25 protein-coding genes and 1 tRNA gene are annotated in these 25,033 nt (G+C 69.0%); 20 read left to right on the forward strand and 6 right to left on the reverse strand.

The window, feature by feature from the left end:
* Positions 1 to 11 precede the first annotated feature (11 nt).
* From AB0E69_RS05770 to AB0E69_RS05805, 8 genes are all read left to right on the forward strand, one after another.
* Positions 12 to 1,400 (forward strand): UTP--glucose-1-phosphate uridylyltransferase, encoded by a 1,389-nt coding sequence (locus tag AB0E69_RS05770; protein ID WP_360140085.1) that lies wholly within the window; start codon positions 12 to 14, stop codon positions 1,398 to 1,400.
* Between the two features lie 19 nt (positions 1,401 to 1,419).
* Positions 1,420 to 1,890 carry a GNAT family N-acetyltransferase gene (locus AB0E69_RS05775; RefSeq protein WP_360140087.1) on the forward strand — a complete coding sequence of 157 codons (471 nt, stop codon included), beginning with the start codon at positions 1,420 to 1,422 and terminating at the stop codon, positions 1,888 to 1,890.
* Between the two features lie 10 nt (positions 1,891 to 1,900).
* On the forward strand, positions 1,901 to 3,127 hold the full coding sequence (glp, locus tag AB0E69_RS05780; protein WP_360140090.1) for a gephyrin-like molybdotransferase Glp: 1,227 nt from the start codon (positions 1,901 to 1,903) through the stop codon (positions 3,125 to 3,127).
* Positions 3,124 to 3,606, forward strand: a complete 483-nt coding sequence (moaC, locus tag AB0E69_RS05785) for a cyclic pyranopterin monophosphate synthase MoaC (protein WP_360140093.1) — start codon at positions 3,124 to 3,126, stop codon at positions 3,604 to 3,606. Before glp ends, moaC begins: the two co-directional genes overlap by 4 nt.
* Positions 3,603 to 4,091: a MogA/MoaB family molybdenum cofactor biosynthesis protein gene (locus tag AB0E69_RS05790; protein WP_360140096.1), complete on the forward strand. Its 489-nt coding sequence runs from the start codon at positions 3,603 to 3,605 to the stop codon at positions 4,089 to 4,091. Before moaC ends, AB0E69_RS05790 begins: the two co-directional genes overlap by 4 nt.
* Entirely contained in the window at positions 4,091 to 4,708 is a 618-nt protein-coding gene (locus AB0E69_RS05795; protein ID WP_360140099.1) for a GNAT family protein, read from the forward strand. Before AB0E69_RS05790 ends, AB0E69_RS05795 begins: the two co-directional genes overlap by 1 nt.
* 97 nt (positions 4,709 to 4,805) lie before the next feature.
* A complete protein-coding gene (locus AB0E69_RS05800) occupies positions 4,806 to 5,594 on the forward strand; it encodes a hypothetical protein (protein ID WP_360140102.1) in 789 nt (262 codons plus the stop codon).
* A 71-nt stretch (positions 5,595 to 5,665) separates the two neighbouring features.
* Positions 5,666 to 5,738, forward strand: a tRNA-Ala gene (locus tag AB0E69_RS05805).
* 172 nt (positions 5,739 to 5,910) lie between these two features.
* Here AB0E69_RS05805 and AB0E69_RS05810 read toward each other — a convergent pair.
* Positions 5,911 to 6,510, reverse strand: coding sequence for a TetR/AcrR family transcriptional regulator (locus AB0E69_RS05810; RefSeq protein ID WP_360140105.1), 600 nt, complete (start codon positions 6,508 to 6,510; stop codon positions 5,911 to 5,913).
* Between the two features lie 156 nt (positions 6,511 to 6,666).
* Here AB0E69_RS05810 and AB0E69_RS05815 point away from each other — a divergent pair, with 156 nt between their 5' ends.
* From AB0E69_RS05815 to AB0E69_RS05870, 12 genes are all read left to right on the forward strand, one after another.
* Positions 6,667 to 7,356, forward strand: coding sequence for a hypothetical protein (locus AB0E69_RS05815; RefSeq protein WP_360140108.1), 690 nt, complete (start codon positions 6,667 to 6,669; stop codon positions 7,354 to 7,356).
* 119 nt (positions 7,357 to 7,475) lie between these two features.
* Entirely contained in the window at positions 7,476 to 7,868 is a 393-nt protein-coding gene (locus AB0E69_RS05820; RefSeq protein ID WP_360140426.1) for a Fur family transcriptional regulator, read from the forward strand.
* 33 nt (positions 7,869 to 7,901) lie between these two features.
* Complete coding sequence (katG, locus tag AB0E69_RS05825) at positions 7,902 to 10,124, forward strand: catalase/peroxidase HPI (protein ID WP_360140111.1); 2,223 nt, start codon at positions 7,902 to 7,904, stop codon at positions 10,122 to 10,124.
* 200 nt (positions 10,125 to 10,324) lie between these two features.
* On the forward strand, positions 10,325 to 11,320 hold the full coding sequence (locus AB0E69_RS05830) for a LuxR C-terminal-related transcriptional regulator (RefSeq protein ID WP_360140114.1): 996 nt from the start codon (positions 10,325 to 10,327) through the stop codon (positions 11,318 to 11,320).
* A gap of 187 nt (positions 11,321 to 11,507) precedes the next feature.
* Positions 11,508 to 13,025 (forward strand): Hsp70 family protein, encoded by a 1,518-nt coding sequence (locus tag AB0E69_RS05835; RefSeq protein ID WP_360140117.1) that lies wholly within the window; start codon positions 11,508 to 11,510, stop codon positions 13,023 to 13,025.
* A 5-nt stretch (positions 13,026 to 13,030) separates the two neighbouring features.
* A complete protein-coding gene (locus AB0E69_RS05840) occupies positions 13,031 to 14,179 on the forward strand; it encodes a tetratricopeptide repeat protein (protein ID WP_360140120.1) in 1,149 nt (382 codons plus the stop codon).
* Between the two features lie 4 nt (positions 14,180 to 14,183).
* Complete coding sequence (gene grpE / locus AB0E69_RS05845; RefSeq protein ID WP_360140123.1) at positions 14,184 to 14,732, forward strand: nucleotide exchange factor GrpE; 549 nt, start codon at positions 14,184 to 14,186, stop codon at positions 14,730 to 14,732.
* Entirely contained in the window at positions 14,707 to 14,889 is a 183-nt protein-coding gene (locus tag AB0E69_RS05850; protein WP_360140126.1) for a hypothetical protein, read from the forward strand. Before grpE ends, AB0E69_RS05850 begins: the two co-directional genes overlap by 26 nt.
* A 158-nt stretch (positions 14,890 to 15,047) precedes the next feature.
* Entirely contained in the window at positions 15,048 to 16,478 is a 1,431-nt protein-coding gene (locus AB0E69_RS05855) for a hypothetical protein (protein ID WP_360140129.1), read from the forward strand.
* Positions 16,478 to 17,611, forward strand: coding sequence for a CHAT domain-containing protein (locus AB0E69_RS05860; RefSeq protein ID WP_360140132.1), 1,134 nt, complete (start codon positions 16,478 to 16,480; stop codon positions 17,609 to 17,611). Before AB0E69_RS05855 ends, AB0E69_RS05860 begins: the two co-directional genes overlap by 1 nt.
* Positions 17,604 to 19,565 (forward strand): hypothetical protein, encoded by a 1,962-nt coding sequence (locus AB0E69_RS05865; protein WP_360140135.1) that lies wholly within the window; start codon positions 17,604 to 17,606, stop codon positions 19,563 to 19,565. The genes AB0E69_RS05860 and AB0E69_RS05865 overlap by 8 nt, the downstream gene beginning before the upstream one ends.
* 166 nt (positions 19,566 to 19,731) lie before the next feature.
* Entirely contained in the window at positions 19,732 to 20,625 is an 894-nt protein-coding gene (locus tag AB0E69_RS05870) for a hypothetical protein (RefSeq protein ID WP_360140138.1), read from the forward strand.
* Here the strand turns inward: AB0E69_RS05870 and AB0E69_RS05875 are convergent.
* From AB0E69_RS05875 to AB0E69_RS05895, 5 genes are all read right to left on the reverse strand, one after another.
* Positions 20,604 to 21,551 (reverse strand): hypothetical protein, encoded by a 948-nt coding sequence (locus AB0E69_RS05875; RefSeq protein ID WP_360140141.1) that lies wholly within the window; start codon positions 21,549 to 21,551, stop codon positions 20,604 to 20,606. The two genes, AB0E69_RS05870 and AB0E69_RS05875, sit on opposite strands and share 22 nt — an antisense overlap.
* Before the next feature lie 69 nt (positions 21,552 to 21,620).
* Positions 21,621 to 22,850, reverse strand: coding sequence for an OmpA family protein (locus AB0E69_RS05880; protein WP_360140144.1), 1,230 nt, complete (start codon positions 22,848 to 22,850; stop codon positions 21,621 to 21,623).
* 30 nt (positions 22,851 to 22,880) lie between these two features.
* Positions 22,881 to 23,051 carry a hypothetical protein gene (locus AB0E69_RS05885; protein ID WP_360140147.1) on the reverse strand — a complete coding sequence of 57 codons (171 nt, stop codon included), beginning with the start codon at positions 23,049 to 23,051 and terminating at the stop codon, positions 22,881 to 22,883.
* Positions 23,048 to 24,298, reverse strand: a complete 1,251-nt coding sequence (locus tag AB0E69_RS05890; RefSeq protein ID WP_360140150.1) for a hypothetical protein — start codon at positions 24,296 to 24,298, stop codon at positions 23,048 to 23,050. Before AB0E69_RS05890 ends, AB0E69_RS05885 begins: the two co-directional genes overlap by 4 nt.
* A gap of 10 nt (positions 24,299 to 24,308) precedes the next feature.
* Positions 24,309 to 24,947 (reverse strand): hypothetical protein, encoded by a 639-nt coding sequence (locus AB0E69_RS05895; RefSeq protein WP_360140152.1) that lies wholly within the window; start codon positions 24,945 to 24,947, stop codon positions 24,309 to 24,311.
* Positions 24,948 to 25,033 lie beyond the last annotated feature (86 nt).

The raw sequence follows: 25,033 nt of genomic DNA on the forward strand, positions 1-25,033 counted from the left end.
AGGGTTGGTGCATGGGTGAGGAAGGTCTCAGACGAGCGCAGGAGAAGATGCGCGCGGCCGGTGCAGCCGAGGTCGCGATCCGTGTCTTCACGCACTACTACCGATTGGTCGAGTCCGGTCAGCAGGGGAAGATCCGCGAGGACGACATCGAACCGGTCGGGGACCTGCCGCACCTGGACCACCTGGACACCGACCCGGAGGCCCTGCGCGCCGCGCTCGCCGAGACCGTGGTGATCAAGCTCAACGGCGGCCTCGGTACGTCGATGGGCGTCACCGGCCCGAAGTCCGCCCTGCCGGTCAAGGACGGGCTCAGCTTCCTCGACATCATCGCCCGGCAGATCCTCAGCCTCCGCCGGCGGTACGACGTGCCGCTGCCGCTGGTGCTGATGAACTCGTTCCGCACCAAGACCGAGTCGCTGCAGATCCTGGGCGAGTACGACGGCCTCGCGATCGACGGGCTGCCGCTCGACTTCATGCAGAACATGGAGCCGAAGCTGCTCGCCGACGACCTGACCCCGGCCGAGTGGGAGCCGGACCCGGAGCTGGCCTGGTGCCCGCCGGGCCACGGCGACATCTACACCGCGCTGGTCGCCTCCGGCACGCTCGATGCGCTCCGCGAGCACGGGTTCCGGCACGCGTTCATCTCGAACGCCGACAACCTCGGCGCGACCCCGGACCCGCGGATCGCCGCCTGGATGGCGGAACATACCGTACCGTTTGGTATGGAGGTCTGCCGGCGCACCCGCTCCGACCGCAAGGGCGGTCACGTCGCGGTCCGGAAGTCCGACGGCCGGCTGATCCTGCGGGACAGCGCGCAGGTCGCGGACGAGGACTCGAAGTACTTCCAGGACATCACCCGGCACAAGACCTTCAACACCAACAACCTGTGGATCGACCTGGACCGGCTCGCCGAGCTGATGGACGGGCACGACGGCATCCTCGGGCTGCCGATCATCGTGAACCGCAAGAACGTCGACCCGGCCGACCCGGAGTCGCCGAAGGTGATCCAGCTGGAGACCGCGATGGGTACCGCGATCGAGACCTTCGAGGGTTCGCAGGCGGTGCTGGTCGACCGCAGCCGGTTCAAGCCGGTCAAGACCACGAACGACCTGCTGGTACTGCGTTCCGACGTGTACGAGCTGGACGAGGCCGGCGACCTGACCACGACGCACGAGGGCGACGAGCCGTACGTCGACCTGGACCCGGAGTTCTTCAAGATCCTGGCCGACTTCGACACCCGTTTCGCCGCCGGGCCGCCGTCGCTGGTCCGGGCCGATCGGCTCGAGGTGCGCGGTGATGTTGCCTTCGGCAAGGATGTGGTGGTGGTCGGGGACGTCGAGGTGGAGGCGCCGGCCGGAGAGCGCCTGGTGATCCCGGACGGGACCGAGCTGAGCAGCTGAACGCTTCGGGGGGAGTGCTATGGACGACCTGCTGATCAGGCCGCTGGAGCCGTACGACACAGAGGAGGCTGCTGCGGTTTGGTGGCGTTCGCGGCATGCCGAGGGGTCCCAGCTGCCGCCGGCGATCCACACGCCTGAGCAGGTGGCCGGCTGGTTCGCTGACGTGCTCCTGCCGGACGCACAGACCTGGGTAGCTCTCGACGACGGCCGCATTGTCGCAGTACTGACGCTGGACGGCGACGACCTGGACCAGCTGTACGTCGATCCCGACGCGGCCGGCCGGGGCGTCGGATCGACCCTGGTGGAGCTGGCGAAGGACCTGCGCCCGGGCGGCCTCGCTCTGTGGACGTTCCAGACCAACACCCGCGCGCAGGCCTTCTACCGAGCCCACGGCTTCACCGAAGTACGCCGTACCGACGGCATCACGAACGAGGAACGCGCACCCGATGTCCGGATGACCTGGGGCAACCACCCGGAGGGTGTGGATTAGGGTCAGGCTCGTGAGACGGAGTGTGGATGAGCATTTGGAGGCCGTGCTCGGGCGCGTGACGGCGCTGCCGCCGTTCGACCAGCCGCTGATGGAGGCGGTCGGGTTGGTGCTGTGCGAGGACATCGTCTCGGGGGTGAGCCTGCCGGGGTTCGACAACTCGGCCATGGACGGGTACGCCGTGCAGGCCGCCGACCTGGCCGATGCCTCGGACGAGAACCCGATCCGGCTGCCCGTGGTCGGCGAGATCCGGGCCGGGCGCGTGGAGCCGATCGTGGTGACGCCTGGGACGGCCGTGCGGATCATGACCGGTGCGCAGCTGCCGCGGGGTGCGGACAGCGTCGTACCGGTCGAGTGGACCGACGGTGGGACGGTCGACGTACACATCAAGCAGCAGCCGCCGCTTGGTGCGTCGGTACGGCAGGCAGGTGAGGACGTGACCGCGGGGGAGCAGGTGCTCGACCAGGGTGTCGTGCTCGGCCCGCGGCAGATCGCCGTACTGGCTGCCGTCGGTCGTGGGCGAGTGAAGGTGCGGCCGCGGCCGCGGGTGGTCGTCATCTCGACCGGCGCGGAGCTGCAGGAGCTGGGCACTCGGCTCGGTGAGGGCCAGATCTACGACTCGAACAGCTACACGATGGCTGCCTGTGCACGGGACGCCGGAGCGGTCGTGTACCGCGTCGGCATCGTCGACGACGACCCGAAGCGCATCATGGACACCCTCTACGATCAGCTCGGTCGCGCCGACCTGGTGATCACCACAGGTGGCGTCAGCATGGGTGCGTACGACGTGGTGAAGGAGGAGCTGTCCAAGCTCGGCACGGTCGACTTCCCGCAGGTTGCGATGCAGCCGGGGAAGCCGCAGGGGTTCGGAGTGATCGGTGCGGACGACGTACCGATCTTCACGCTGCCAGGGAACCCGGTGTCGGCGTACGTGTCCTTCGAGGTGTTCGTGCGGCCGGCTCTGCGCAAGATGATGGGGCAGATGCCGTACCGGCGTAGTCCGGTGCGCGGGGTGACGCTGGACGGGTTCAGCTCGCCGGCCGGCAAGCGCCAGTTCGTTCGTGCCGCGGCCACTTCCGGCGATCAGGGCTGGATGGCCAGTACAGTCGGCGGGCACGGCTCGCACCTGCTGGGCGGGTTGAGCCGGGCCAACGCACTGATCGTGGTGCCCGAGGACGTGACAGCGGTCCGCGCCGGCGACCAGGTCGAGCTGCTGATACTTGACGAGGAGACCGGATGACCGAGGGACCGACCGGGCTGACCCACGTCGACGAGACCGGGGCCGCGCGGATGGTGGACGTGTCCGCCAAGGACCCCGGGGTACGGCGGGCGGTTGCCAGCGGCAAGGTCCTGGTCTCGGCCGAGGTGGTGGCCGCGCTGCGCGGCGACGGCGTACCGAAGGGCGATGCGCTCGGCGTGGCCCGGATCGCCGGGATCATGGGTGCGAAGCGGACACCTGACCTGGTCCCGCTGTGCCACCCGATCGCGATCACCGGTGCGAAGGTGGACCTCGAGGTGACCGACGACGCCGTACTGATCCAGGCGCAGGTGAAGACGACGGACCGGACCGGTGTCGAGATGGAGGCGCTGACCGCGGTCGCCGTGGCAGGGCTGGCCGTCATCGACATGGTGAAGGCGCTGGACCCTGCGGCCGTGCTGACCGACGTACGCGTCGAGCTGAAAGAGGGCGGCAAGACCGGGCACTGGGAGCGGCCGTGAGGGCTCTCGTCGTCAGCGTGTCCAACCGAGCGGCCGCTGGGGTCTACACGGACACCACTGGTCCGTTGATCGCGTCGCGGTTGACCGAGTGGGGCTTCGAGGTGACCGGTCCGTCCGTGGTGTCGGACGGTGCACCGGTCGGCGAGGCGCTGCGGGCTGCTGTCGAGGCGTCGTACGACGTCGTGCTGACGACGGGCGGGACCGGGATCTCGCCGACCGACGAGACGCCGGAGCAGACAGCTGCTGTGCTGTCACGAGTTGTGCCGGGGATTGCTGAGGCGATCCGTGCGTACGGCATCGCCAACGGCGTACCGACGGCCGCACTGTCGCGTGGGCTGGCCGGAGTGGCCGGTACGACGGTCATCGTCAACCTGCCTGGTTCGCGGGGCGGTGTGAAGGACGGCCTCGTCGTACTGGAGCCGCTGCTGCGACATGCGGTCGAGCAGGTCCACGGTGGCGACCATGTGCGGACGGACACCGACTGATGGCGCTGGTGCACTGGCCTGTGGAGCTGCATCACGGGCAGGTCGGCCTACGGCCGTTGCGGGCCGGCGACGGCGGCGAGTGGGCCGCTGCACGGCAGCGGAACGTCAGCTGGCTACGGCCGTGGGACGCGACGCAGCCGCCGGGTGCGGAGGACGGTGCGCGGACCTTTCGCGCGATGGCACGAGACTGGAACCGCCAGGCGCGGTACGGGCGGATGCTGCCATTTGTCATCACGTACGGCGGTGCAGCGGGCGCCGGTGCGCGATCGCGGTGGCCGCTCGTCGGGCAGCTGACCGTGTCTGGCATCACCTACGGCTCGGCGCGCTGGGCCAACCTGGGCTACTGGGTCGACGAGCAGTACGCCGGTCGCGGCATCGTGCCGACGGCGGTGGCGATGGCTGCCGACCACTGCTGGTTCACCCTTGGCCTGCATAGGATCGAGGTGGCGATCCGCCCCGAGAACAAGGCGAGTCTGCGGGTCGTCGAGAAGCTCGGCTTCCGGTACGAGGGCGAGCGGCCGCGGTTCCTGCACATCGACGGCGACTGGCGCGACCACCGCATCTTCGCGCTCAACGTCGAAGAGGTCGGGCCCGGTTTGGTATCCCGGCTGCGGTGACTACGCTGCGTACTGTTCACACCAGTCACACGAGTCTTCTTGCGACACACCGTCCCACGTACCCGATCTGATGGTCGCTGCGCTCTAGCGTCGTGGCATGGGGACGACAGGGTTGATCTATGTGGCGATCGTCGCCGCGTGGGCCGCCTACCTGGTCCCGATGTGGCTGAAGCGGGGCGACGAGAAGCGGCGCCCACCGGTGACCTCGTCGACCGACGCGCGCGTGCTGTCGCGCGACCCGTCGACGACGCGGTACGTCGTACGGCCGGCCGGCGCGGGGCTTCTCGATGAGAAGACGGACCTGCCGCCACCGACGCGGTACGTTCCGAACCGAGCCCGCCGGGTGGCCGCGATGCGCCGCCGGCGGGTGCTGTCGATCCTGACCCTTTCTCTGTTGTCCGTGACGGCGCTGGCCGGGCTCGAGATCCTGCTGTGGTGGACGGTGGCGATTCCGGGTGCGCTGATCCTCGGCTTCGTCGTACTGACCCGGGTGCAGCTGCGGCGGCAGGCGCGGGCGCGTTCTGCCGAGGCCGCCGACCGTCGTGCGCAGGCCCGCCACGACCGCGGGCCGGCCGGCAAGCCGGTGCCGTCGCCGGACGAAGAGATGACCATCGAGGTCAAGCTTCCGGCGGAGCCTGCACCTGCCCCGGTCGAGAAGCCGGCGGCGCCTGCCGAGGGTCTGTGGGACCCGGTGCCGGTCACGCTGCCGACGTACGTGCTGAAGGAGAAGGCGCCGGATCGGACCGTCCGGACCATCTCGCTGACGGACGACGAGGTGTTCTCCAGCGCCCGTACGACGGACCCGGCCGAGAAGCCTCTCGTCGCCGAAACCCCTGCGCCGCAGGAGGTCGACGAGCCGGAGGTCAGGCGCGCTGTCGGCGACTGATAACCGGTTTTAGACTCCGGCACTCCACGTGTTAGAGTTTCGCGGTCGCCAGGGAAACCAGACGACAGCTCGGGGCTGTGGCGCAGTTGGTAGCGCGCTTCGTTCGCAACGAAGAGGCCAGGGGTTCGAATCCCCTCAGCTCCACGAAGCCGATAGGCGACGTGTGCCAACGGAAAGCGTTGGCCTCGTCGCCTTCGTCATTTGTGCGGCTTCGCTTCGCTCGCCGCGTTGCGGGGGCTCCGCCACCCGCACCCCCTGGGCCTTCGCTTCGCTCGGCCGCTGTGGTCACGTTTGTCTGTCGCCTGGGCCGCTGTGGTTACGGTTGCTTGTCGCTGCTGACGCCGGCTAGTACGAGGCTGAGGATTGTGTCTACCTGGGTTGGGGAGACTGGGCGGGTGTGGAGGAGTAGGCGGTAGTAGAGGGGGGCGTAGAGGAGTTCTACTACGTCTGCCAGGTCTAGGTCGGGGCGGATTTCGCCTGCTTGTTGGGCTTTTTGTAGGCGTTCTATGCAGAGGGTTACTCGGGGCTGGATTATTGAGGTGACTACGGCTTGGGCGATGGCTGGGTCGCTTTGGGCGGCGGCTATTAGGCCTTTGCTGTAGGCGGCGAAGGTGGGGCTGAGGAAGGCCTGGGCCACCTGGGTCATCTGGGTGCGGAGGTCGGCTTCCAGGTTGCCGGTGTCGGGGAAGTCGAGGGTGCTGCGGCCGCGTTCCTCGAGCGCCTCGAGCAGGATTGCGGCCTTCGAGGGCCACCAGCGGTAGATCGTCTGCTTGCCGACGCCGGCGCGTTTGGCGATGCCCTCCATGGTGAGGCCGGCGTAGCTCTGCTCGCCGCACAGTTCGAGGGCCGCGTCGAGGATCGCCTGGCGGGCGCGTTCGCTGCGGCGGTCGGGGTTGGGGGTCGAGGAGGCAGCCATACGTCCGGAGTTTACACAAGACGAGACGTTGTGTCTTGACAGTGACCCGTAGCGAGACCTACCGTCTCGTCATGAGACGAGACGTCTCGTCAAGCTCCGATCCAGACCACTGATCCAGACCACAGATCCAAACCACTGATCCAAGGGAGAACTACCGTGTCCGAAGCCTCGGTACGTCGGTACGCGGGCCTGTTCGGGATCATCGCCGGCGCGATGATCGTGGTGCAGGTACCGCTCTACTTCATCTACGACGGCGCCCCGCCGGACTGGAACATCCTGACCCGCAGCCTGATCGGCGTCGTCGGCTGCATCTTCTACATCCTGTTCTTCACCGGGCTGCGCCAGTTGATCCACCAGGTCGACCTCGCGTCGGACTGGATCGCCGGCGTCATCCAGGCGTCCGGCCTGCTCTGGGTGGCGATGGTGTTCGTGCCGCAGTCGATGGAGGCCGGCGCCGCGATCGTCACCGACCACAACATCGACACCACCAAGGAGGGCCCGTTCGCGGGCGCGCAGTACTTGATGCAGGGCCTGATCTCGCGGCTGCTGATGGCGCTGCTGCTGATCGCGCTCGGCATCGTCGTCACCCGGCTGGCGCTGCTGCCGAAGTGGGTCGGCCGGTCCGCGTTCGTGCTCGCCGCGATCAACCTGGCCTTCGTCCCGGCGATCTTCTCCAACGACAACCCGTCCAACTTCTACGCCGTCCAGGGCTGGGGTACGACGGCCAGCATGGGCGCCCTGTGGAGCCTGTGGACGCTCGCCGTGAGCGTCAGCATCTTCCGCAGCGCCCGCCGGGCCGCCGTCACCACCACCGCCCGGCACCCCCGAACCACAGTAGGTGCCTGAGGCAACGACAACCCCCTCCGGAGCGCCGGAGGGGGTTGTTTCATATTGAGACTAATCTTGACTCGTTCCAGAAAACGCGGAAGACTGCCGGTGTGCCGACCGTTGAGGAGCTCCAGGAGATGTTGCGGGGGGCTTCGTTGCGGGTGACGCGGCCGCGGGTGGCGGTGCTGACCGCGGTGTATGCGCACGCGCACGCCGACACCGACTCGATTATCGGTGCCGTGCGCAACGAGTTGCCCGACGTGTCGCACCAGGCGGTGTACGACTCGCTGCACACGTTGACGGCGGCCGGGCTGGTCCGGCGGATCCAGCCGCTCGGCTCCGTTGCGCGGTACGAGTCGCGCGTCGGGGACAACCACCACCATGCCGTGTGCCGGTCATGTGGCGCGATCGCCGACGTCGACTGCGCGGTCGGCCACGCGCCCTGCCTGACCGCGTCCGACGGCCACGGGTTCGTCATCGACGAGGCCGAGGTCATCTACTGGGGTCTCTGCGCCGACTGCAGTGCCTGAAGGTTCACAACGTCCAGTCCTGGAAGGAATCCGATGTCCGAGATCCATGAGCCGCTGCCCGGTGAAGGCACCGAGGAGAGCCGTGGTGCCGAGGAAGGCAAGGGCCAAGGCTGCCCCGTCGCCCACGGCGCGCACCCGACCAGCGGGAACGCGAACCGCGCCTGGTGGCCGAACCAGCTGAACCTGAAGATCCTGGCCAAGAACCCGGCGGTCGCGAACCCGCTCGGTGCCGAGTTCGACTACGCTGCCGCGTTCCAGAGCCTCGACGTGGCGGCCGTGAAGGCGGACATCGCCGAGGTGCTGACCACCTCGCAGGACTGGTGGCCGGCCGACTTCGGCCACTATGGCCCGCTGATGATCCGGATGGCCTGGCACAGCGCCGGCACGTACCGGATCAGCGACGGCCGCGGTGGTGCGGGTGCGGGCCAGCAGCGGTTCGCCCCGCTGAACAGCTGGCCGGACAACGCCAACCTGGACAAGGCGCGCCGGCTGCTCTGGCCGGTGAAGAAGAAGTACGGCCAGAGCATCTCTTGGGCCGACCTGCTGATCCTGACCGGCAACGTCGCCCTCGAGACGATGGGCTTCAAGACGTTCGGGTACGCCGGTGGCCGCGCGGACGTGTGGGAGCCGGAGGACGACGTCTACTGGGGCCCGGAGACCACCTGGCTCGGCGACGAGCGCTACACCGGTGACCGCGAGCTGGAGAAGCCGCTGGGTGCGGTCCAGATGGGCCTCATCTACGTGAACCCGGAAGGCCCGAACGGCAACCCGGACCCGGTCGCCTCGGCCCGCGACATCCGCGAGACGTTCGGCCGGATGGCGATGAACGACGAGGAGACCGTCGCGCTGATCGCCGGCGGCCACACCTTCGGCAAGACGCACGGTGCGGCCGACGCGGAGCGGTACGTCGGCTCCGAGCCGGAGGGTGCGCCGATGGATCACCAGGGTCTCGGCTGGCGCAACTCGTACCAGAGCGGCAAGGGCCCGGACGCGATCACCAGCGGCCTGGAGGTCACCTGGACGACCACGCCAGCCCAGTGGGGCAGCGACTTCTTCGACATCCTGTTCGGCTACGAGTGGGAGCTGACGAAGAGCCCGGCCGGTGCGAACCAGTGGGTCGCCAAGGACGCCGAGGAGATCATCCCGAACGCGTACGACGCGAACAAGAAGCAGAAGCCGACCATGCTGACCACGGACCTGGCGCTGCGGTTCGACCCGATCTACGAGCCGATCGCGCGCCGGTTCAAGGACAACCCGGACGAGTTCGCGGACGCGTTCGCGCGGGCTTGGTTCAAGCTGACCCACCGCGACATGGGTCCGCTGGTCCGCTACCTCGGCCCGGAGGTCCCGAGCGAGGTGCTGATCTGGCAGGACCCACTGCCGGCCGTCGACCACGAGCTGGTCAACGACGCCGACGTGACCGCGCTCAAGGCGGCCATCGCGGCGTCCGGTCTGTCGGTGTCGCAGCTGGTCTCGACCGCGTGGGCGTCGGCGTCGACGTTCCGTGGCAGTGACAAGCGTGGTGGCGCCAACGGTGCGCGGATCCGCCTGCAGCCGCAGGCCGGCTGGGAGGTCAACAACCCGGACCAGCTCGCTCAGGTACTGCGGACGCTCGAGGGCATCCAGCAGTCGTTCGGGAAGCCGGTCTCGCTGGCCGACGTGATCGTGCTCGCCGGCGGTGTCGGCATCGAGGTCGCCGCCAAGAACGCCGGGTACGACGTCGTCGTACCGTTCACCCCGGGCCGGACGGACGCGTCCGCGGAGCAGACCGACGCGGAGTCGTTCGCGGCGCTCGAGCCGGTGGCGGACGGTTTCCGGAACTACTACGGCAAGGGCAACCGGCTGCCGGCGGAGTACCTGCTGCTCGACAAGGCGAACCTGCTCACCTTGAGCGCGCCGGAGCTGACCGTTCTGGTCGGCGGCCTGCGGGTCCTCGGGACCAACTACGACGGTTCGAGGACCGGCGTACTGACCGACAACCCGGGCACCCTGACGAACGACTTCTTCGTCAACCTGCTCGACCTCGGCACCGAGTGGCACGCGACCGACGACAGCCAGGAGACGTTCGAGGGCAGCGTCGACGGCAAGGTGAAGTGGACCGGCACCCGGGCAGACCTGGTCTTCGGCTCGAACTCCGAGCTGCGCGCCGTCGCCGAGGTCTACGCCTCCGACGACGCGCAGCAGAAGTTCGTCACGGACTTCGTCGCCGCCTGGCACAAGGTGATGGAGCTCGACCGCTTCGACCTGCACCGCTGACCCACGGCACCCCCCGGCAGGGGCCGGACTCCGATCGGAGTCCGGCCCCTGCTGCTGTCCGTCAGTAGATCGGTGAACGAACGCTGGATGGGGTATTCGGCTGCGCTCTGTAACGATGCGGGCGGTCGTACCGATGTGACAGAGGGGAGCGATGCCGTATCACCGGATTCGGCAGGTCGGAGTTCGACGGGGGAAGTCGCATGCGTTCGCGAGTGCTCGCGGTGGGGCCGCAAACGGCGGCAATCCTGAACGAGGCGCACCGCAAGCTCGCAACACTGAGCGGCGATCATTACCGCTGTTACGACCTGGTCCGAAACGTCATGGCCGGAATTACTCAGGTCGACGCGTTTTATGTCGGATTGTTCCAGGGTGCGACCAGGATCCGGCTGCCTTATTGTTACGACGGCCAGAAATACGATGCGCCGGAGGCGCACACGTTCGCACCGAACGGCCCGACCGCGTGGGTGTTCCGGGAGCAGCGCACCTATCGCTACGCCATGGACGGCGGCGCGGTGGTCCGCGCCGGGTTGTCCTTCGGGGACGCCCGGAAGGTTTCCGCCGACGTGGTGACGGTGCCGATGTTCCGGCTCCCGGGTGCCCGCCGGGAGATCTTCGGCGTGGCCTCGATGCACTCGTACCGGCCGGCGGCCTACGGCGCGGAGGAGGTCGCCGCGTTCGAGTGGCTGACCGACGTTCTCGCCCGGACGCTGAACCGTGGCTGGGAGGACGAGCGGGTCATCCGGCTGCTGCCGAACCCCGGCCCGGGTGAAGAGGCTCCGCTGACGGCAGAACGCGTTGTGGACTACGCGGTGGCGCGGCTCGATCGACTGCGTGAGTACCTCGACGATGCCGGTCGCCGGCTGCGCGGCGACGAGGCGAACGCGTCGGCCGCCGACGTCCTCGACGAAGCCGGCCACGAGTGTGGCAGCTTCCAGGCCGAGCTCGCCGAGATGCTGCTGGAGGTCGACGACGACTCGGCGAACCGGTTCGCCACGCTGACCGAGCGCGAACAGCAGGTCGCGGTGCTGCTCGCCGATGGGCGGAGCAATCCCGACATCGCCGACCAGCTGTCCGTCTCCGCCGAGACGGTCAAGTCGCACCTGGCCCGGATCCGGGAGAAGTACGGCATGACGGAACGGTCGCAACTCGCCGCCGACATCGCGAGATACCTGGGCCGGACGACCCCGGACAATTAGGCCCCCGCGCTTTTACCGGCAGGCACTCACACCGTGAATGCCGGCCGGTTCGGCGCGCTCGTTTACCAGAGATTTTCCAGGGGATTCCCAGGGGTCATAATTTCCCCCGCCGGGGGATAGCCGGACGCGATTCTTTTCAGCAGAATTCTGCCGTGGAAGATCGGGGCCGGGGGAAATCATGGGGATAATGGTGGGGATCGACCTGGGGACGACGTTCTCCGCGGTCGCGGTGGTGGACAGGTCCGGGCGTCCGGAGATCGTGCCGAATCGCGAGGGGCAGCGGATCACACCCTCCGTGGTCATGCTCCAGGGTGAGACCGCGCTGGTCGGTGCCGTCGCCAAGCGGTCGGCCGCGATCGCGCCGCTCGACACGGTCCAGTTCGTCAAACGGGCGATGGGGGATCCGGCCTGGCGGTTCGAGACCAGCGCCGGACTGCAGTTCCGCCCGGAAGAGATCTCGGCGGTGATCCTGCGCCGGCTCAAGGAAGACGCCGAGCAGTACCTCGGCGAGCCGGTGACGGACGCGGTGATCACGGTTCCGGCGTACTTCGACGACGGCGCCCGGCGGGCGACGCAGGACGCGGGGGCCATTGCCGGACTGAAGGTGCACCGCGTGCTGAACGAGCCGACCGCGGCCGCGCTGGCCTACGGTGCCGGCCGCCCGATGGTCGGAACGATCCTGGTCTACGACCTCGGCGGTGGCACCTTCGACGTCACGGTGATGCGGATCGCCGACGGCGAGTTCGAGACGATCGCGACGAGTGGCGACCGGAACCTCGGCGGCTTCGAGTGGGACAACGCGCTGATGCGGCTGATCAACGAGCGGTTTCAGGCCGCGGGCGGTCCCGACCTGCTGGACGACGACACGACCGAGGCCGATCTGCGGGACCGGGCCGAGTGGGCCAAGCATGCGCTGACGATGATGCCGGCTGCACGCGTCGTGATCACCGCCGGCGGACAGTCGCAGACCATCGAGATCACCCGCGCCGAGTTCGAGGACGTGACGTCGCACCTGGTCAGCCGGACGCGCGACATCGCCGAGATGCTGATCGAGGACGCCGGTCTGGTCTGGAGCGACATCGACCGCGTTCTGCTGGCCGGGGGCTCGACCCGGATGCCCGCGGTCGCGTCGATGGTCGCCACGATGTCGCGGCGGGTCGCCGAGTCGGCCGTGAACCCCGACGAGATCGTCGCCCTCGGTGCCGCGGTACAGGCCCGGGTGCTCGCGTCCGAGCTGAGCGGCGGCGCCGTACCGCGGCCCGAGGTGAACGGGATGCCGATCAGCATCCGCGACGTGACCTCACAGGGTCTCGGCACGCTCGCGCTGGCCGAGGGCTCGACGCGGATGGAGAACTTCGTCATCGTCCCGCCGAACACCCCGATCCCCGCGGCCAGCACGAACCTGTTCCAGACGGTCGACGACGGCCAGACCAAGCTGCTGGTGCAGGTCACCCAGGGCGACGACCACGACCCCGACTACGTCAAGGTCATCGGCGAGCGGGAGCTGGTGATTCCGCCGTACGCCGCCGGCGCGGGGGTCAAGGTCGCGTTCGCCTACGACATCGACCAGACGGTCTCCATCGAGGTCACCGACCTGACCGCGAACCGCTCGCTCGGCACGTTCGAGGTGTCCGACGTAGCGAACATGACGCCGGCCCAGAAGTTCGACGCCACGGAGAAGATCCGTGCCCTGGAAGTGAGTTGAGAGCCATGCCCACGACACAGTTCGTCGATTTCTACCAAGTTCTGCAGATCTCGGCCACCGCGGATGCCGAAGCGATCCGGTCGGCGGTCACCAAACAGCGCCGGCAGTGGGTCAAGCGCCAGACGTCGGCCGATCCGGAACGGCGGACAGAGGCCGAGACCCGGGTTCGCGAGATCGACCGGGCCGAGAAGGCCCTGCTCGACCCATCGGCCCGGGCGAGCTTCGACCGGGAACGCAGTACCCAGCAGCCGCAGCAGGAAGTGCCGGGCGAGTCGACCGGAAGCTGGCTCGACCGGGCTCGCGAGTACCTGCAGGCCGACAACCCGGCCGCGGCGAACTTCGCCGCCCGGGAGGCGATCGGCAAGGAAGGCAACGACGCCGAGGCCTGGTTCCTGCGGGCACACTCGTCGTTCCTGCTCGGTCATGGACGCGACGCCGGGTTCGAGTTCTCCGAGGCGATCCGGCTGCGCCCGGACTACGCCCTCTACCACTACGGGTTCGCCGAGGCGTTCGCCGCTCAGGAGCAGTGGAAGGAAGCGCTGTCGGAGTACGAGCAGGCGCTGCGGCTCGACCCGGGCAACCCCGAGTACCGGACCGCGATCGCGCTCGTCCATCTTCACGACGACCGAGCCGGCACGGCGGTCGACATGATGGAGGCTCTGGTCAAGGAACACCCGGACAACGACGTCTACCGGTACTACCTGGCCATTGCGCTGCACGACAACGCACTCGACTCCCTGGCGCTCATCCGGCCGTTCGTCTACAACGGCGTGGTCGTCGACGCGGGCGGATTCGCGGTGGTCTCGGCAGCGCAGGCCGACTGGCTGGACCGGCAGGTGCAGAGGATTACCGCGCTCCGGTCGAAGAATCCAGAGGTCCAGCGGCTGGGCAACGCGCTGCGGGACATGTACCGGGACGCCCGTACCGTCAAGTGGGATCTGGCCGGCAGCGGTGGCTGGGCGATCGCGTTCGTGTTGTTCGGAGTTCTGCCGTTCTTCGGTGGGTTCGGCGGGAGCGCGGGGGCGGTGCTGTTCGGACTGGTGTTCGGTGGTGGGATCGCCGCGCTGTACACCCACACCCGGCGGATGCCGACATGGAAGCACCGGTTGAAGGCACTGACCGCGGCGGGACGCCTGCAGCGGCCGGGGATCTGACCGGATGGAGACGGTGACCGACCTGACCGAGCTCACCCAGGAGCTGGCCGGTCTGAGGGACCTGTTCCTGCGGCGGCTGCTGAACGACAAAGTCCAGCAAGCGGCGGTCGATGAGCTGGCGAAGCGGTTGGATGCCGCCGACCGCAGGGCCGCCGGCGCGATGCTGACGCCGGTACTCCGTCAGCTCGTGCTGGTCCTGGATCGCATCGGCGAACCCCAGGACGACCGGTTGGCGGCTGTACGGGACGAGCTCGTCGAGATCCTGACCCGGAGCGGGGTCAGCCGGCTCGAGTCGACCGTCGGCCTGCTGTTCGACCCTGTGCACCACCACGCCGTCGCGCGGGTGGAGGTCCCGGACCCGGCGGGCGAGAACGTCATCGTGGCCGAGCACCGGTCCGGATACCTGATCGACGGCGTACTGCTGCGTCCGGCCGAGGTCACGGTCGGCAGTTCGCCGTTGGCAACGATCGACCCGCGGGGGGAAGCGGGTGCGGGAGAAGAGAACACCGTTGGAGGGGAGCAAGGGGATGGGGCGAAGCCTGAAGTGCCATGAGTGCGGCGACGCGATGTACGCCGGCAAGGAGGACTACCAGCCGAACGACACCTTGGCTGTCTACGTCTGCCACAACGGGAGGTGCCCGAGCGTCCAGCGCGGCGACCCGTTCCGGGAGCAGGTCTTCGCGGAGTCGCACTCGGCGTCGGGGAGGTAGCCATGTGCTGGATCCCGTTCAGGTAGCGGCGATCAAGAGCGGCCACGGCTGTGTCCGGAGGTTCCGGACGCGGCCGTGGCCGTTCTGTCCGTCGGTATGTCGTGAGGGATGGAGTGCCATCCCGGACGAGTTCTGATCGCGCGGTACCCGGAGGAGTCATGAGCATCCATCCCGAAGCGAACGGCGCGATCGAGGTACGGACCGAACCGGACGGAGCAGTCGTCGTCGGGACCGGGCCGGTGGGCGCGGCCGGCCTCGTCTTCATCGCGCTCGACGGCGGCGTCCTCGCCGTCGATCCGATGGCACCGTTCGGGCCGGGGCAGCTGCGTGTCAGCCACTCGGCGGGGCCGCGCGCCGTCGAGGCTGTGTACGGCGCAGCCGCAGCCGCGGCCGTTGCCCGCGCTGCTCGTGACCAGGCTCCGGTCCGGATACCCCTGAGGGAGTCACCGATACGGGACAACCTGATCCGGCTGGGCGTACTGCGCTGGTTGCGGGATCGGTGCCCGGTCGCCATCGACCGCTCGCTGCTGATCGTTGAGGAACAGGTGCTGGCCGCGCGGCTGGCCGACGTTCTGGATGCCGAGCCGGACGCGTTGCTCGCGTGGGCTCCGGCGGTGCTGGAGTGGGCTCGTGCGTGTCGTCGTACCGAGTCGGAGGTCGGCAGGGCAGCGGCAGTACCGCATCTGGTCGTGGACGCCCTCGCCGAGATCCAGGCCAGGCTCGCCCCGGACTCGCTGTTGCTGGCCGACGTTCAGCTCGAGGCGAAGGTGCTCCGGGCATGGAGGACGCCGGAGCGGCGGGCACCCGACGCCGCTGAAGTCTGGGCGGTGATCGAGGAGCTGAGTCCGCACGGCACGCAGCTGGCCCGACCGGACGACGGGCTCACGTTCTGTGGGCGCGGACCGGTCGACTGGGACCGGACGCCGGCGACCGCGACATCTCGGGCCGAGGACGCGGTGTCGTGGCGGATCGTCCCGCAGTCGGGTCGCGACCTGCTGACCGTGGTCGTCGAGGCCTTCCCCCAGGTACCGCAGGTCGATGCGCTGATGATCCCGCAGTCGTTGGTCACTCCATCGATCGAGCTGCAGGCAGCGCTTTACCAGCGAGAGTGGCCCCTGCCGCTTGCCGTTGTGGAGCTGACGATGCGGCCGGAGAACGGGGCTTTGATGGGTTCGGCACGTCTCGAGCCGGCCGCCTCCGCGCGGATCCGCAGTACCGAACGGCCCGTGCTGTCGGTCGAGGTTCAACCGCGGGGCACACCCGTCCCGCCTCGGCCGGGAGCTGATGCGCGGTGTGCCGCCGCGATGCGCTGGGCGAGTCGTGGACTGTCCAGTCTCCGACTCGCGTCGATCGCTCCACCCGGTGCTCGCGACGCGTTGCGAAACGCCGCCGCGGACGCCTTGGCCGCGGCGGCCAGACGCTACAGCGCAATGCCGGATCGATCGAGTACGGCGGCCGCCGCGCAGTGCGCGAGGCTGATCCGAACGATGGTGGAGCGTGAGCCTTGGACGGGGCCGGCGAGAGCCTCCGCGGCAGAACTCTGGTACGCCGTCGCGCCGCCACTCGCGCCGCGACCGACGGAGTCCTGATGGGAGTCATCTGGCGGTTGACGCTCGAACCGGTCGGCGCCGACGTGGCGTGGTCGTTGCTGCACAGGGATGGAAGCGCCCCGACGAAGGCCGTCATCGGCGGCATCGTCCGAGACACGCGGGCCGAGGCGGACGCGACGTTCGCGCTCGTACCGCGCCCATCCGCCGACGGTCGAGTGGACCCGACCGCGAACGTGTTGACGGACCCGGCCCGCGAGCTCGCCACCGCTGAACTGCTCGGCGCCAGACTGCTGCCGCCCGCACTGCGCGAAAGGCTGAACGGCGACGGCGGCCACACCGTACAGATAGCGGCTCGTGGCTGGTTGGCCAACGTCCCGTGGGATGCGATCACCGTGAATGCCGGAACGGATACGCGGCTGATCGAGAAGGCGATCCTGGTGAGCGCGATGTCACCGGGGATCGCGGCCACCCGCGCCCGGTCGGCGCCGCCCAGCCATCCGGGATCGCCCGGGCTGGCGATCATCGACGCCGGACCCGCCGAGGACACCATGACCGGTGAGTCGGCGATCTATCCGGGCCGGCTGCCCGCCGAGCTGGTCGGCCCAGGCGGGATCGACCCTGGTGATGTAGTTGCTCCAGGCAAATACTCGATGAGTGCGGCGGAGGCGGCGAAGGCCCTCACCGAGCAGGAATGGTCGCGGCTGTTCTACCTCGGCCACGTCGCCGGTGGCAGGCCCGAGGAACCGGCCGCGGCCGCGCTCGTGTTCCAGCGGCACGGCATCCGGGACTTGCTGACGGCCGGGATGTGGCTCGCGGAGCCCGGCCGATGGCCTGCTCCGGCACGGGTAGCGCTCATCGGTGGCGGCAGCGACGATGCTCGCTTCACCGAGGCCAGCGGTTTACCGGTGGCGGCGATCAACGCCGGAGCCGGTCTGGTGACCTGCACGCGCTGGGCGCTACCCACCGATCGTCCGCAGGACGCGTACCTGCCGGCCACTCGGCTGGCGCTGGCCGTGTACCGGGCCCATCGCGCCGAACGGCCGATAGAAAGCCTGCGGGCGTGGCAGCTGGATCAGCTCGCCACGTGGAAGGAGCAGGCGACTCCGGAGTCGTCCCCGGTGTACTGGGCCGCGTTGACCAGCTACGTGGCTCCGGAGGTGGCTCGTGGCTGACGAAGTGAAATCCGAGTCCGAGATCCGCGAGGAACTCGAGGCCTTGCTCGTGCGCTTCGAAGACGGTCTGGCCGCCGACCGGGACGTGACGCCTGTCGTCCACCAGATGCTCGCAACGGCACGCTGGTCGGTCGATCCGCCTCGATGGCACGCCACACTGGCCGAGGAGCTCCACGGCTACCTCGGCGAGCTCTGGCCGGCCGAGGACTCAGAGCCGCCGCCGATGCTGGCGCGATGCCTGACCGCAGTCTGCGAGTTCGTGCTGGCTGCGCCCTGGCCTGACCTCGCGTGGTTGCTGCTGGTTCGGGCGGACTCCGACAACCGCAGTACCGAACAGGTCATCAAGGACATGACGGCGGTGCTCGCGTTCGGCGCCGCCGTCGACGCGGAGACCCGCGCGGACGCGTTGATGGCGCGCGCGGAATCCGAGGAGGAGCGAGGGAACGAGGAGAGCAGCACCGACGACTGGGTGGAGGCCTACGGTCTGGCCACCGATCCCGAGCAGCGCATCGCCTGCGCATGCGCGTTGTCCGTAGCACTGGCCAAGCGCGAGGAGTTGCTGGACGCGGCGGAATGGGCCTGGCGGGCCGGCCAGTTGCTCGAGCAGTTCGATCCGGCCCACGATCCCGAGCTCGGGATCGACATCTTCGCCGCGCAGATGGCGGCTGCCGGTTTCGCGCACCAGTCGGGCGAACCCATCGAACGCGTGCGCGTGCTGACCGACCGGATGCTGTCGCGTCCGCAGTGGTGGCCGGAGGAGATCAGCGGTACTGCGTTGCACGTGATCAGGGCCGGCGTCGCGGTCGAGGAGAACGAGCTGCCGGTGGCTCTGGACCACCTCGGCAAGGCCCGGCAGTACTGGGACGACGCTGACGAGGCGACCCGGACCGACTGGCACCTGGCCCGCGCGGAGGTCGCCGGCGTACTCGGCGAGGTCGCCACAGTCGAGCGTGAGGTTCGGACCGTCGCGCACTGGATCGCCCGGGCCGGCGATGACCAGCAACGTGAGCGCTGGGCGGCGTTGCACCGCTGGGTGACGCCACTGGCGACGGGGAAACCCGCAGAGGGCGGCGCGGAGGACGCGGTGACGATGCTCAACCCCGTCGCGGTCGCAGTGGGATCGGGCGTCGTCGAGGCCAGGCACCTGGAGCTGGTCGACCGGGCCACGGAGGGCTGCGATCCGGTGCGAGATGGACCACTCCTGGTTGTGGCCGAGATCCTGCGCGCGATGATCCTGGTCGCCCTTGCGCGGCTCGAGCCGGCCGAGCACGCGCTCGAACGGGCGCGTGAACGCTTCCGGATCCTCGCAGCGAGCCCAGGCGGTTGCCCTCCGCAACTGGAGGCGCAGATCGAGACCGCGCACGCGCTGATCGAGTTCGCCGCTGGGCGGCACGAAGGATCGGCCCGGCGGCTGGAATCCCTGCTGGAGCGGAGCCTGAGCGCCGAGCACCTGGTGACGTCCGTCGTTGCCGGGATCGCGGCAGCCCACATCTATGTTTCGACCATCATCCGCCCGCGCGACGCCGTACGGGTTGCGGTGCGTGCGCTGACGGCCGCCCAGGAGCTGCAGTCGGCGCGGGTCGCCAGTGCTGACCGTCTGGACGCTGCGCGGATGTTCGGAGAGGCGCACCGGCTCGCGTTCGAGGCCGCCAACGGGCTCGGTGACCCGCAGGTGATGGCCGAACTGCTCGAGGTGGCTCGGGCACAGGCGATGCCTCGCGTCGTGGCTGATCAGTCCATGGCTGCCGGACCGTTGGGTTCCCTGCTCGGATCGTTGCTGACCGCCGGCAACGAAGTTGCTATAGGCAACCAAACCCTCGAGCCTCCGGTGGAGCTGTTGCCGCCGCCGGTGATCGAGATGCCGTGGGGGTCTATCGCGCTCGAGAGCTGGCTGAGTTACCCGGCGAGCAGCACGCGGCAGTGCGGCCGGTTGACGCTGGACACCGTTGCCTGATCAATCGTTTCGATCGGTCGGAAACTGGCCGACCTGACAGTTGATTGACAGTTCCCCTCCTTCCCTGGGTGTTGCGGGAGGACCACCCGAACCATGGGTAGCACCAACCGCTCGGAGGGGGGCGGCGGCCGTTCTGCGGCCTGGTTTCAGGAGGGGGAACTCCACGATGTCTGCTGTCAATGCTCGGCTGGCCGAGCTTGTCTGGTACGAGACGGCCAAGGTGCGGCGGCGCGCACATCTCGCCGTCGGCCAGACCCGGTGTCCGACGACAGGTGTGCCGTACGCCGGCGCCGGTGGCGTGGTCCACCAGCTGTGCCGTGACGCCGGATGCCTGGGAATCATGCACGAGGTCTACGCGCGGGCGGTCCAGCGGTTGCGGGCCCGTCGCGAGGATGCTCTGGACCGGATGGGGTACATCCGGACGATCGTTGCCTCACAGGTGGCCGACTACGAGCGGGACGGGCGGGTACGGCGGGGGCTGCCGGCCAAGCCTACCCGCAACGACGGGATCGCCGCGCGCATCAACCATGGTCTGGAGGAAGCAGCAACCAACGAGGCGGACGGGGTCTGGCTCTGCACGCTCTTCCGGATGATGCGGGGCTACGCGTGCCGCGACGACCGGCGCAGCGCGACCTGGCCGATCGACATCTGGGCGGGCGAGAAGAGCCGGGTCGACGGTGTACTCCGCTCGGTCGGTTCGGCGTCGTCCCGCGCCGAGCTGTCGGCCGACATCCGGCGGGTACTGGCCACCGCCGAGCGGGTCGCGGGACGGCACTGGGTCGGGACGGCGATCCTGCACCCACTGCTGACCTTCGTCGGCCCGTTGACCGAGGACCACCAGCGCGAGCTGACATCGCCGGAGGCCGATCCGGTCGACGCCGTCACCGTCGCGCAGCTGCGAACCCGGTTCCAGGCGCTGCTGCGGGAGGGAGCCTCGGCACAGGAAGCCCTGGACCGTTCGGCCAAGGAGATCTTCGGTCGCCTGCCGGCGTGCAAGGTACGGGAGGTACTCGACGACCTGTTGCCGTTCGGCAACGATCAGGACCAGCCGAGGCCGTAGGCCAGCCCCTGGCGCACGATCGGCCAGTCTGCGCGAACCGTGCGCCCGGGGGTGGGCTCCAGCAGCCCGCCGGCCGGTGCGCCGTCGTCGACGGTCGGCGGCGGCACACCGTCGTACCGCCAGACCTTGTCGACGTCGATGTCCGGCCCGAACGTGACGCTGGCGTGGAACGAACGCGTCCGGCGGACCGCGATCACGATGTTGTACGGCCGGATGAAGTCGCGGGACGGCATCGTGACCTTCAGGCCGACCCGGTGCTTCTCGAGGGCGTTGAAGGCGCGGGGGAGGTGCAGCGTCAGTTGCCAGCAGCTCGGTGAGAAGCGGTTGACCTCGACGAGGTCGCAGCCCTCGGTCGGCTCGACGGTCACCTCGTCGCCACTCGCTAGGCCGGGTCCTTGCGGCACGGTGAACGACTCGCAGAGGTAGCGGACGTTCGCGTGGGTGAACTTGATATCGCGGATGCCCAGGAAGGTCGGGCGTTCGTCGATCTCGGCGTGGGACTCGAGCCGGTCGACGTACCAGCCCTTGGTGGCAAAGGGATTGCGGTCGTCGCTGATCCGGGACCGGCGTTCCAGAACCTGAGCGACGGCGCGGTTCGACTCGTGCAACCGGCGGCTCATCGTGCGGGCTCCGCGGTCCATCAACCGGCCGAGTCGTTCGAGCCGGTCGCCCAGCAGCGGTGTCGTGTCGTCGACGCCGAGACCGGTCCGGAAGACCTGGGCGAGGTCGGCGGGCAAGACCTCGGCCGCGGAGACGAGCGAGGCCCGGATCAGGCTGCGGGCCTCGGACTCGTCCGGCTCGTTGTCGCCGAAGATCAGTTCCCGCAGGTGCGGGCCGAGCTTGGCCTCGACGGCGGGCGCATGGACACCCCGGCCACGGTGCAGCTGCTCCAGCTCCTCGGTCAGCAGATCGACTTTCCGGCTCACATCGTCACCTCGGTCCGGTGGTGCCCACACGGCACCGTACCGCTCCAGGCCGGATCCCGCTCGTTCTGGCTAGTCCGGAATCGGACCCACCGGCCGGTGGTGATCTCGTCCGCGACGCGGGCACACAGCGGGCGTCGGCGTCGTGCCGACCCGGACGGTGCGGTTCAGCGTCGCCCGCTCCGGGATCAGCACGCCGGCCGCCGTACGGTCGTCGACGAATCCGCAGAAATGCGTGCCGACACCTCTTGCCGCGATGGCCTCAGCGGGTACCCCGAGGACGCCGGCCAGCAGGTCGCGGAAAGCCAGCGCGCGGTCGTTCGACACCTCGAGCCGCCCGGTCTCGGACCCCCACGAGCTGGTCGTTCCGGTCACCGTCAGCCGGCCTTCGCAGCCCGCGAGCGCCTTCGCGACCCCATCCGCCGCAGCCTGCGCCGTCGGCCGGTCGAGGAACTCGGCGACATCCGGCTTGAACTGAACGATCGTCTGTGGAACGACCTGCTCGGCGCACCGCTTCGGCCGGTGCCCGGGCGGAACGGGAACCCTGATCGGTACCACGGACACCTTGTACTTCGACTTCGACGCCTCGTCGCCGACGCCGGCGTGCACGAACTCCGGGTCCTTCGCACCCGATCCGGTCAGGATCTTCCGCCACAGGTCCTCGAGCTGCTTCGTCTTGGCCTCGTCGAGTGGTTGCTGCGGGCTCGTGGTCTCACCCAGGCCGATGACCTTCACGTGAATGCCGTGCAGGTCCGGGAGGTTGTTGGGTTTCGGTGCCGACAGCACCTCCCAGAGGTCCTCGGTCGTCCAGGCGAACCCGGTGCGCTGGAACTGCAGCTGGCCGGCGGTCGGGAGCAGCGAGTCCGCGATGATCAGCGTCTTGTCCCCGGCGCCGTCGTGCAGCCGGCGCGCCGCTACCGCGATCGCCCCCAGCGGATCGCTCTCCGCTGCGCCGGCCCCCGCCGCGTCGAGCGCTTTCCCGAAGGCGATCCGGGCGGACGAGACGGCGTTGCGTCGGTCGAGTTTCGCCCCCGCTGCCGAAATCGTTGCGTCGTAGATGTCGACACCGTCCACGGTCCCGTCGACGCCGACGGCGATCAGCCGCGAGCCGTTCGTCACCGGCGGCAAGGCGTCCATGACCTGCTGGGCGGGGATCTTCGGTGCGTTCTGGTGCACGCTCAGGACTACGGCCGCGCTCGGTGGCGGCGGGCCGCCACCGGGGTTGTCGGTGTGCCCGCAGCCGACCAATGTCGCCGCCAGGGTCATCGTGGTCACGAACGTCGTGGCGCGTAACGGTCTCATGGTCGGGATTCCCTCTCGATGGATGCCGAGCTAGTACCAGTGCCGACCGTGGGTCGGGCAGCTGAGCTGGAGGAAGCAGTGCACGTAGTCGATGCGGTTGTGCCCGGGGTTCGCACAGGTCTCCAACCGGTCCATGCAGGTGCGGCACCGGCCGGTCTGGTCCGACTGGGTCCGGCGCCAGCGCCAGAATCGCCAGGTCACGCCGCCTCCCCGCTCGTGATGCCGGTCGTGAACGCAGGGTCGCCCATCATCGTGATCAGCGTGTCCCGGTAGTGCCGCTTCACGTGCTCGCCGGCGCGGACGAGAACGACGTCGTACACATGCCGGCGCGCCTCGTTCTGCTTGTCGACCATGTGGCGCTTGAAGTCGGCGTGCCGGGTGACCGCGTTCAGATCGGTGCGCACCTTGGCGATCCGGCGGCGCAGCAACGCGATCGACGTGTCGGCCTTGACCGCGTCGGCCCGGACCGGGTTGTGGGTCAGGACCTTGACGAACATCATGGCGATGCCGACGGCGAGGATCGCCACGAACCAGAGCGCCAGCGTCAACGGGTACGGGAAGTGGCCCGTGGTACCGCCGGCGGCCTGCTGGGCGAGCTGTTCGGACTCGAACTCCTGCTGCGACGCGTTGGTCCGGGCGAAGGCCAGACCGGCGCCGAACAGGACCCAGACCAGGGTGCCGAGGAACACGATCCGGTCCAGCCGGTTGGAGTATCCGCGCCGCTTGGCGCCGACCAAGCGGGTGCCGCACACGTACGGCACCATCACCATGAAGACGATCAGCATCGCGGCCAGACCGGCGCCCAGCCACCAGTCGTCGGTGTGCAGGAAGATCCCGAGGATCCAGCTGAGTACGTACGCCTCCGGGACGCCGAAGAGGATCAGCAGACCGACGGTGGTGAACCACAGCTTCAACCGCTCCGGTCGCAGCACGATGCCGAGGTACTGCGTCGAACTGGGTACGGCCGGTTCGGTCGCGCTCCAGTCCGTGTCGTCCGGAGCGGTCTTCTCACCCCGCAGGATCCGGCCCAGCTCCGCCCTGGCCTCCTCCGCGGCGGCCAGGTCGGACTCCAGGTGCGCCGCCTGCAGTTCGAGCTTGGTGTGCGACAACTTCTGGCCGGTCCCGTCCTCGGTGGCCTCGAGCGCCTGCAGCACGAAGTGATCGCCCTCGGCCTCGGCGAGAATCCGGCGGACCTCCTCCTCGGACCGGATCCGGTCGATCAAGCTGTCGATCTCGTTCTCGTACGGGAGCTGGCCGTCGATCGCCTCGACCACCGTCACGTCGTACGCGCCGCTCCCGACATCGGCTTCCGCCTTGGCCTCGGCGGCCTTCAGCTCGAGCGCCATGTCGAACTCGGGCGGCAGTTGGGTGAACGCGGGCAGATCGCTGTTGCGCTGAACGGGTGCGTCGACGCCGTCGGTACGACGGCGCCGGAACGGGAACTTCACGGGTGGCCTCCTAGGCGCTTCGGGTCTGGACGGTGGTGAGGTGTGGACGCCGGGTCCGCCAGACCGGACCGTCGAACGGCGGTGCCGACGGGACGTCGGCGACGTTGCGATCGGCTCGTGCGCAACGGATCCGGCAGTACATCTCCGCGCGCACGAGGTACGCCGTCTCGCACAGCTGGCGCAGGGTTTCGTACTCGCCCTCGAGCTGCGAGAGCTCGGTCTTGATCTCGGCCAGGCGCGTCAGCGCCGCCTGCCGGGCTGCAGTTCGGGTGCGAGAAGCATCCAGGGCGGCCAGCTCGGCCCGCCGGTAGATCGCCCAGTCGTGCAACTGCCGGGCCGTGCCGTCCGGCCGGGAAATGACCACCGGAGGCGCAGCCGACGGCTCCTCGACCAGCACCTGCAACGTGGCCTGCTCCTTCTCGAGCGCGTCTTCGCGTGCTTCGATCCCTTGCCGCAAAGTCAGTGCGTACTCGGCGTAGATCCTCTGCTGGGTCCGCGTCCAGCCGGTGTGCTCACCGAGTGGAACCCCGCGGTAGCGGGCTCGATCCAGGAGCGCGCTCCACCAGATGCTGCGCCGCTCCTTCTCGGTGACTTCCCGCGGAGGCGCCGTCGCCTCCGCCGTCCACCCGGGCCGGGACTCTCTGCTCATCACGCCTCCTCAGGTTCGCGGACGGATGTCACCGCCCGCTCGCCTTGCACTGACGGACGGCTCCTTGTGGCGGAGAGGCGGGCGTG

The sequence above is a fragment of the Kribbella sp. NPDC026611 genome (assembly GCF_040638345.1).
Taxonomy (GTDB): domain Bacteria; phylum Actinomycetota; class Actinomycetes; order Propionibacteriales; family Kribbellaceae; genus Kribbella.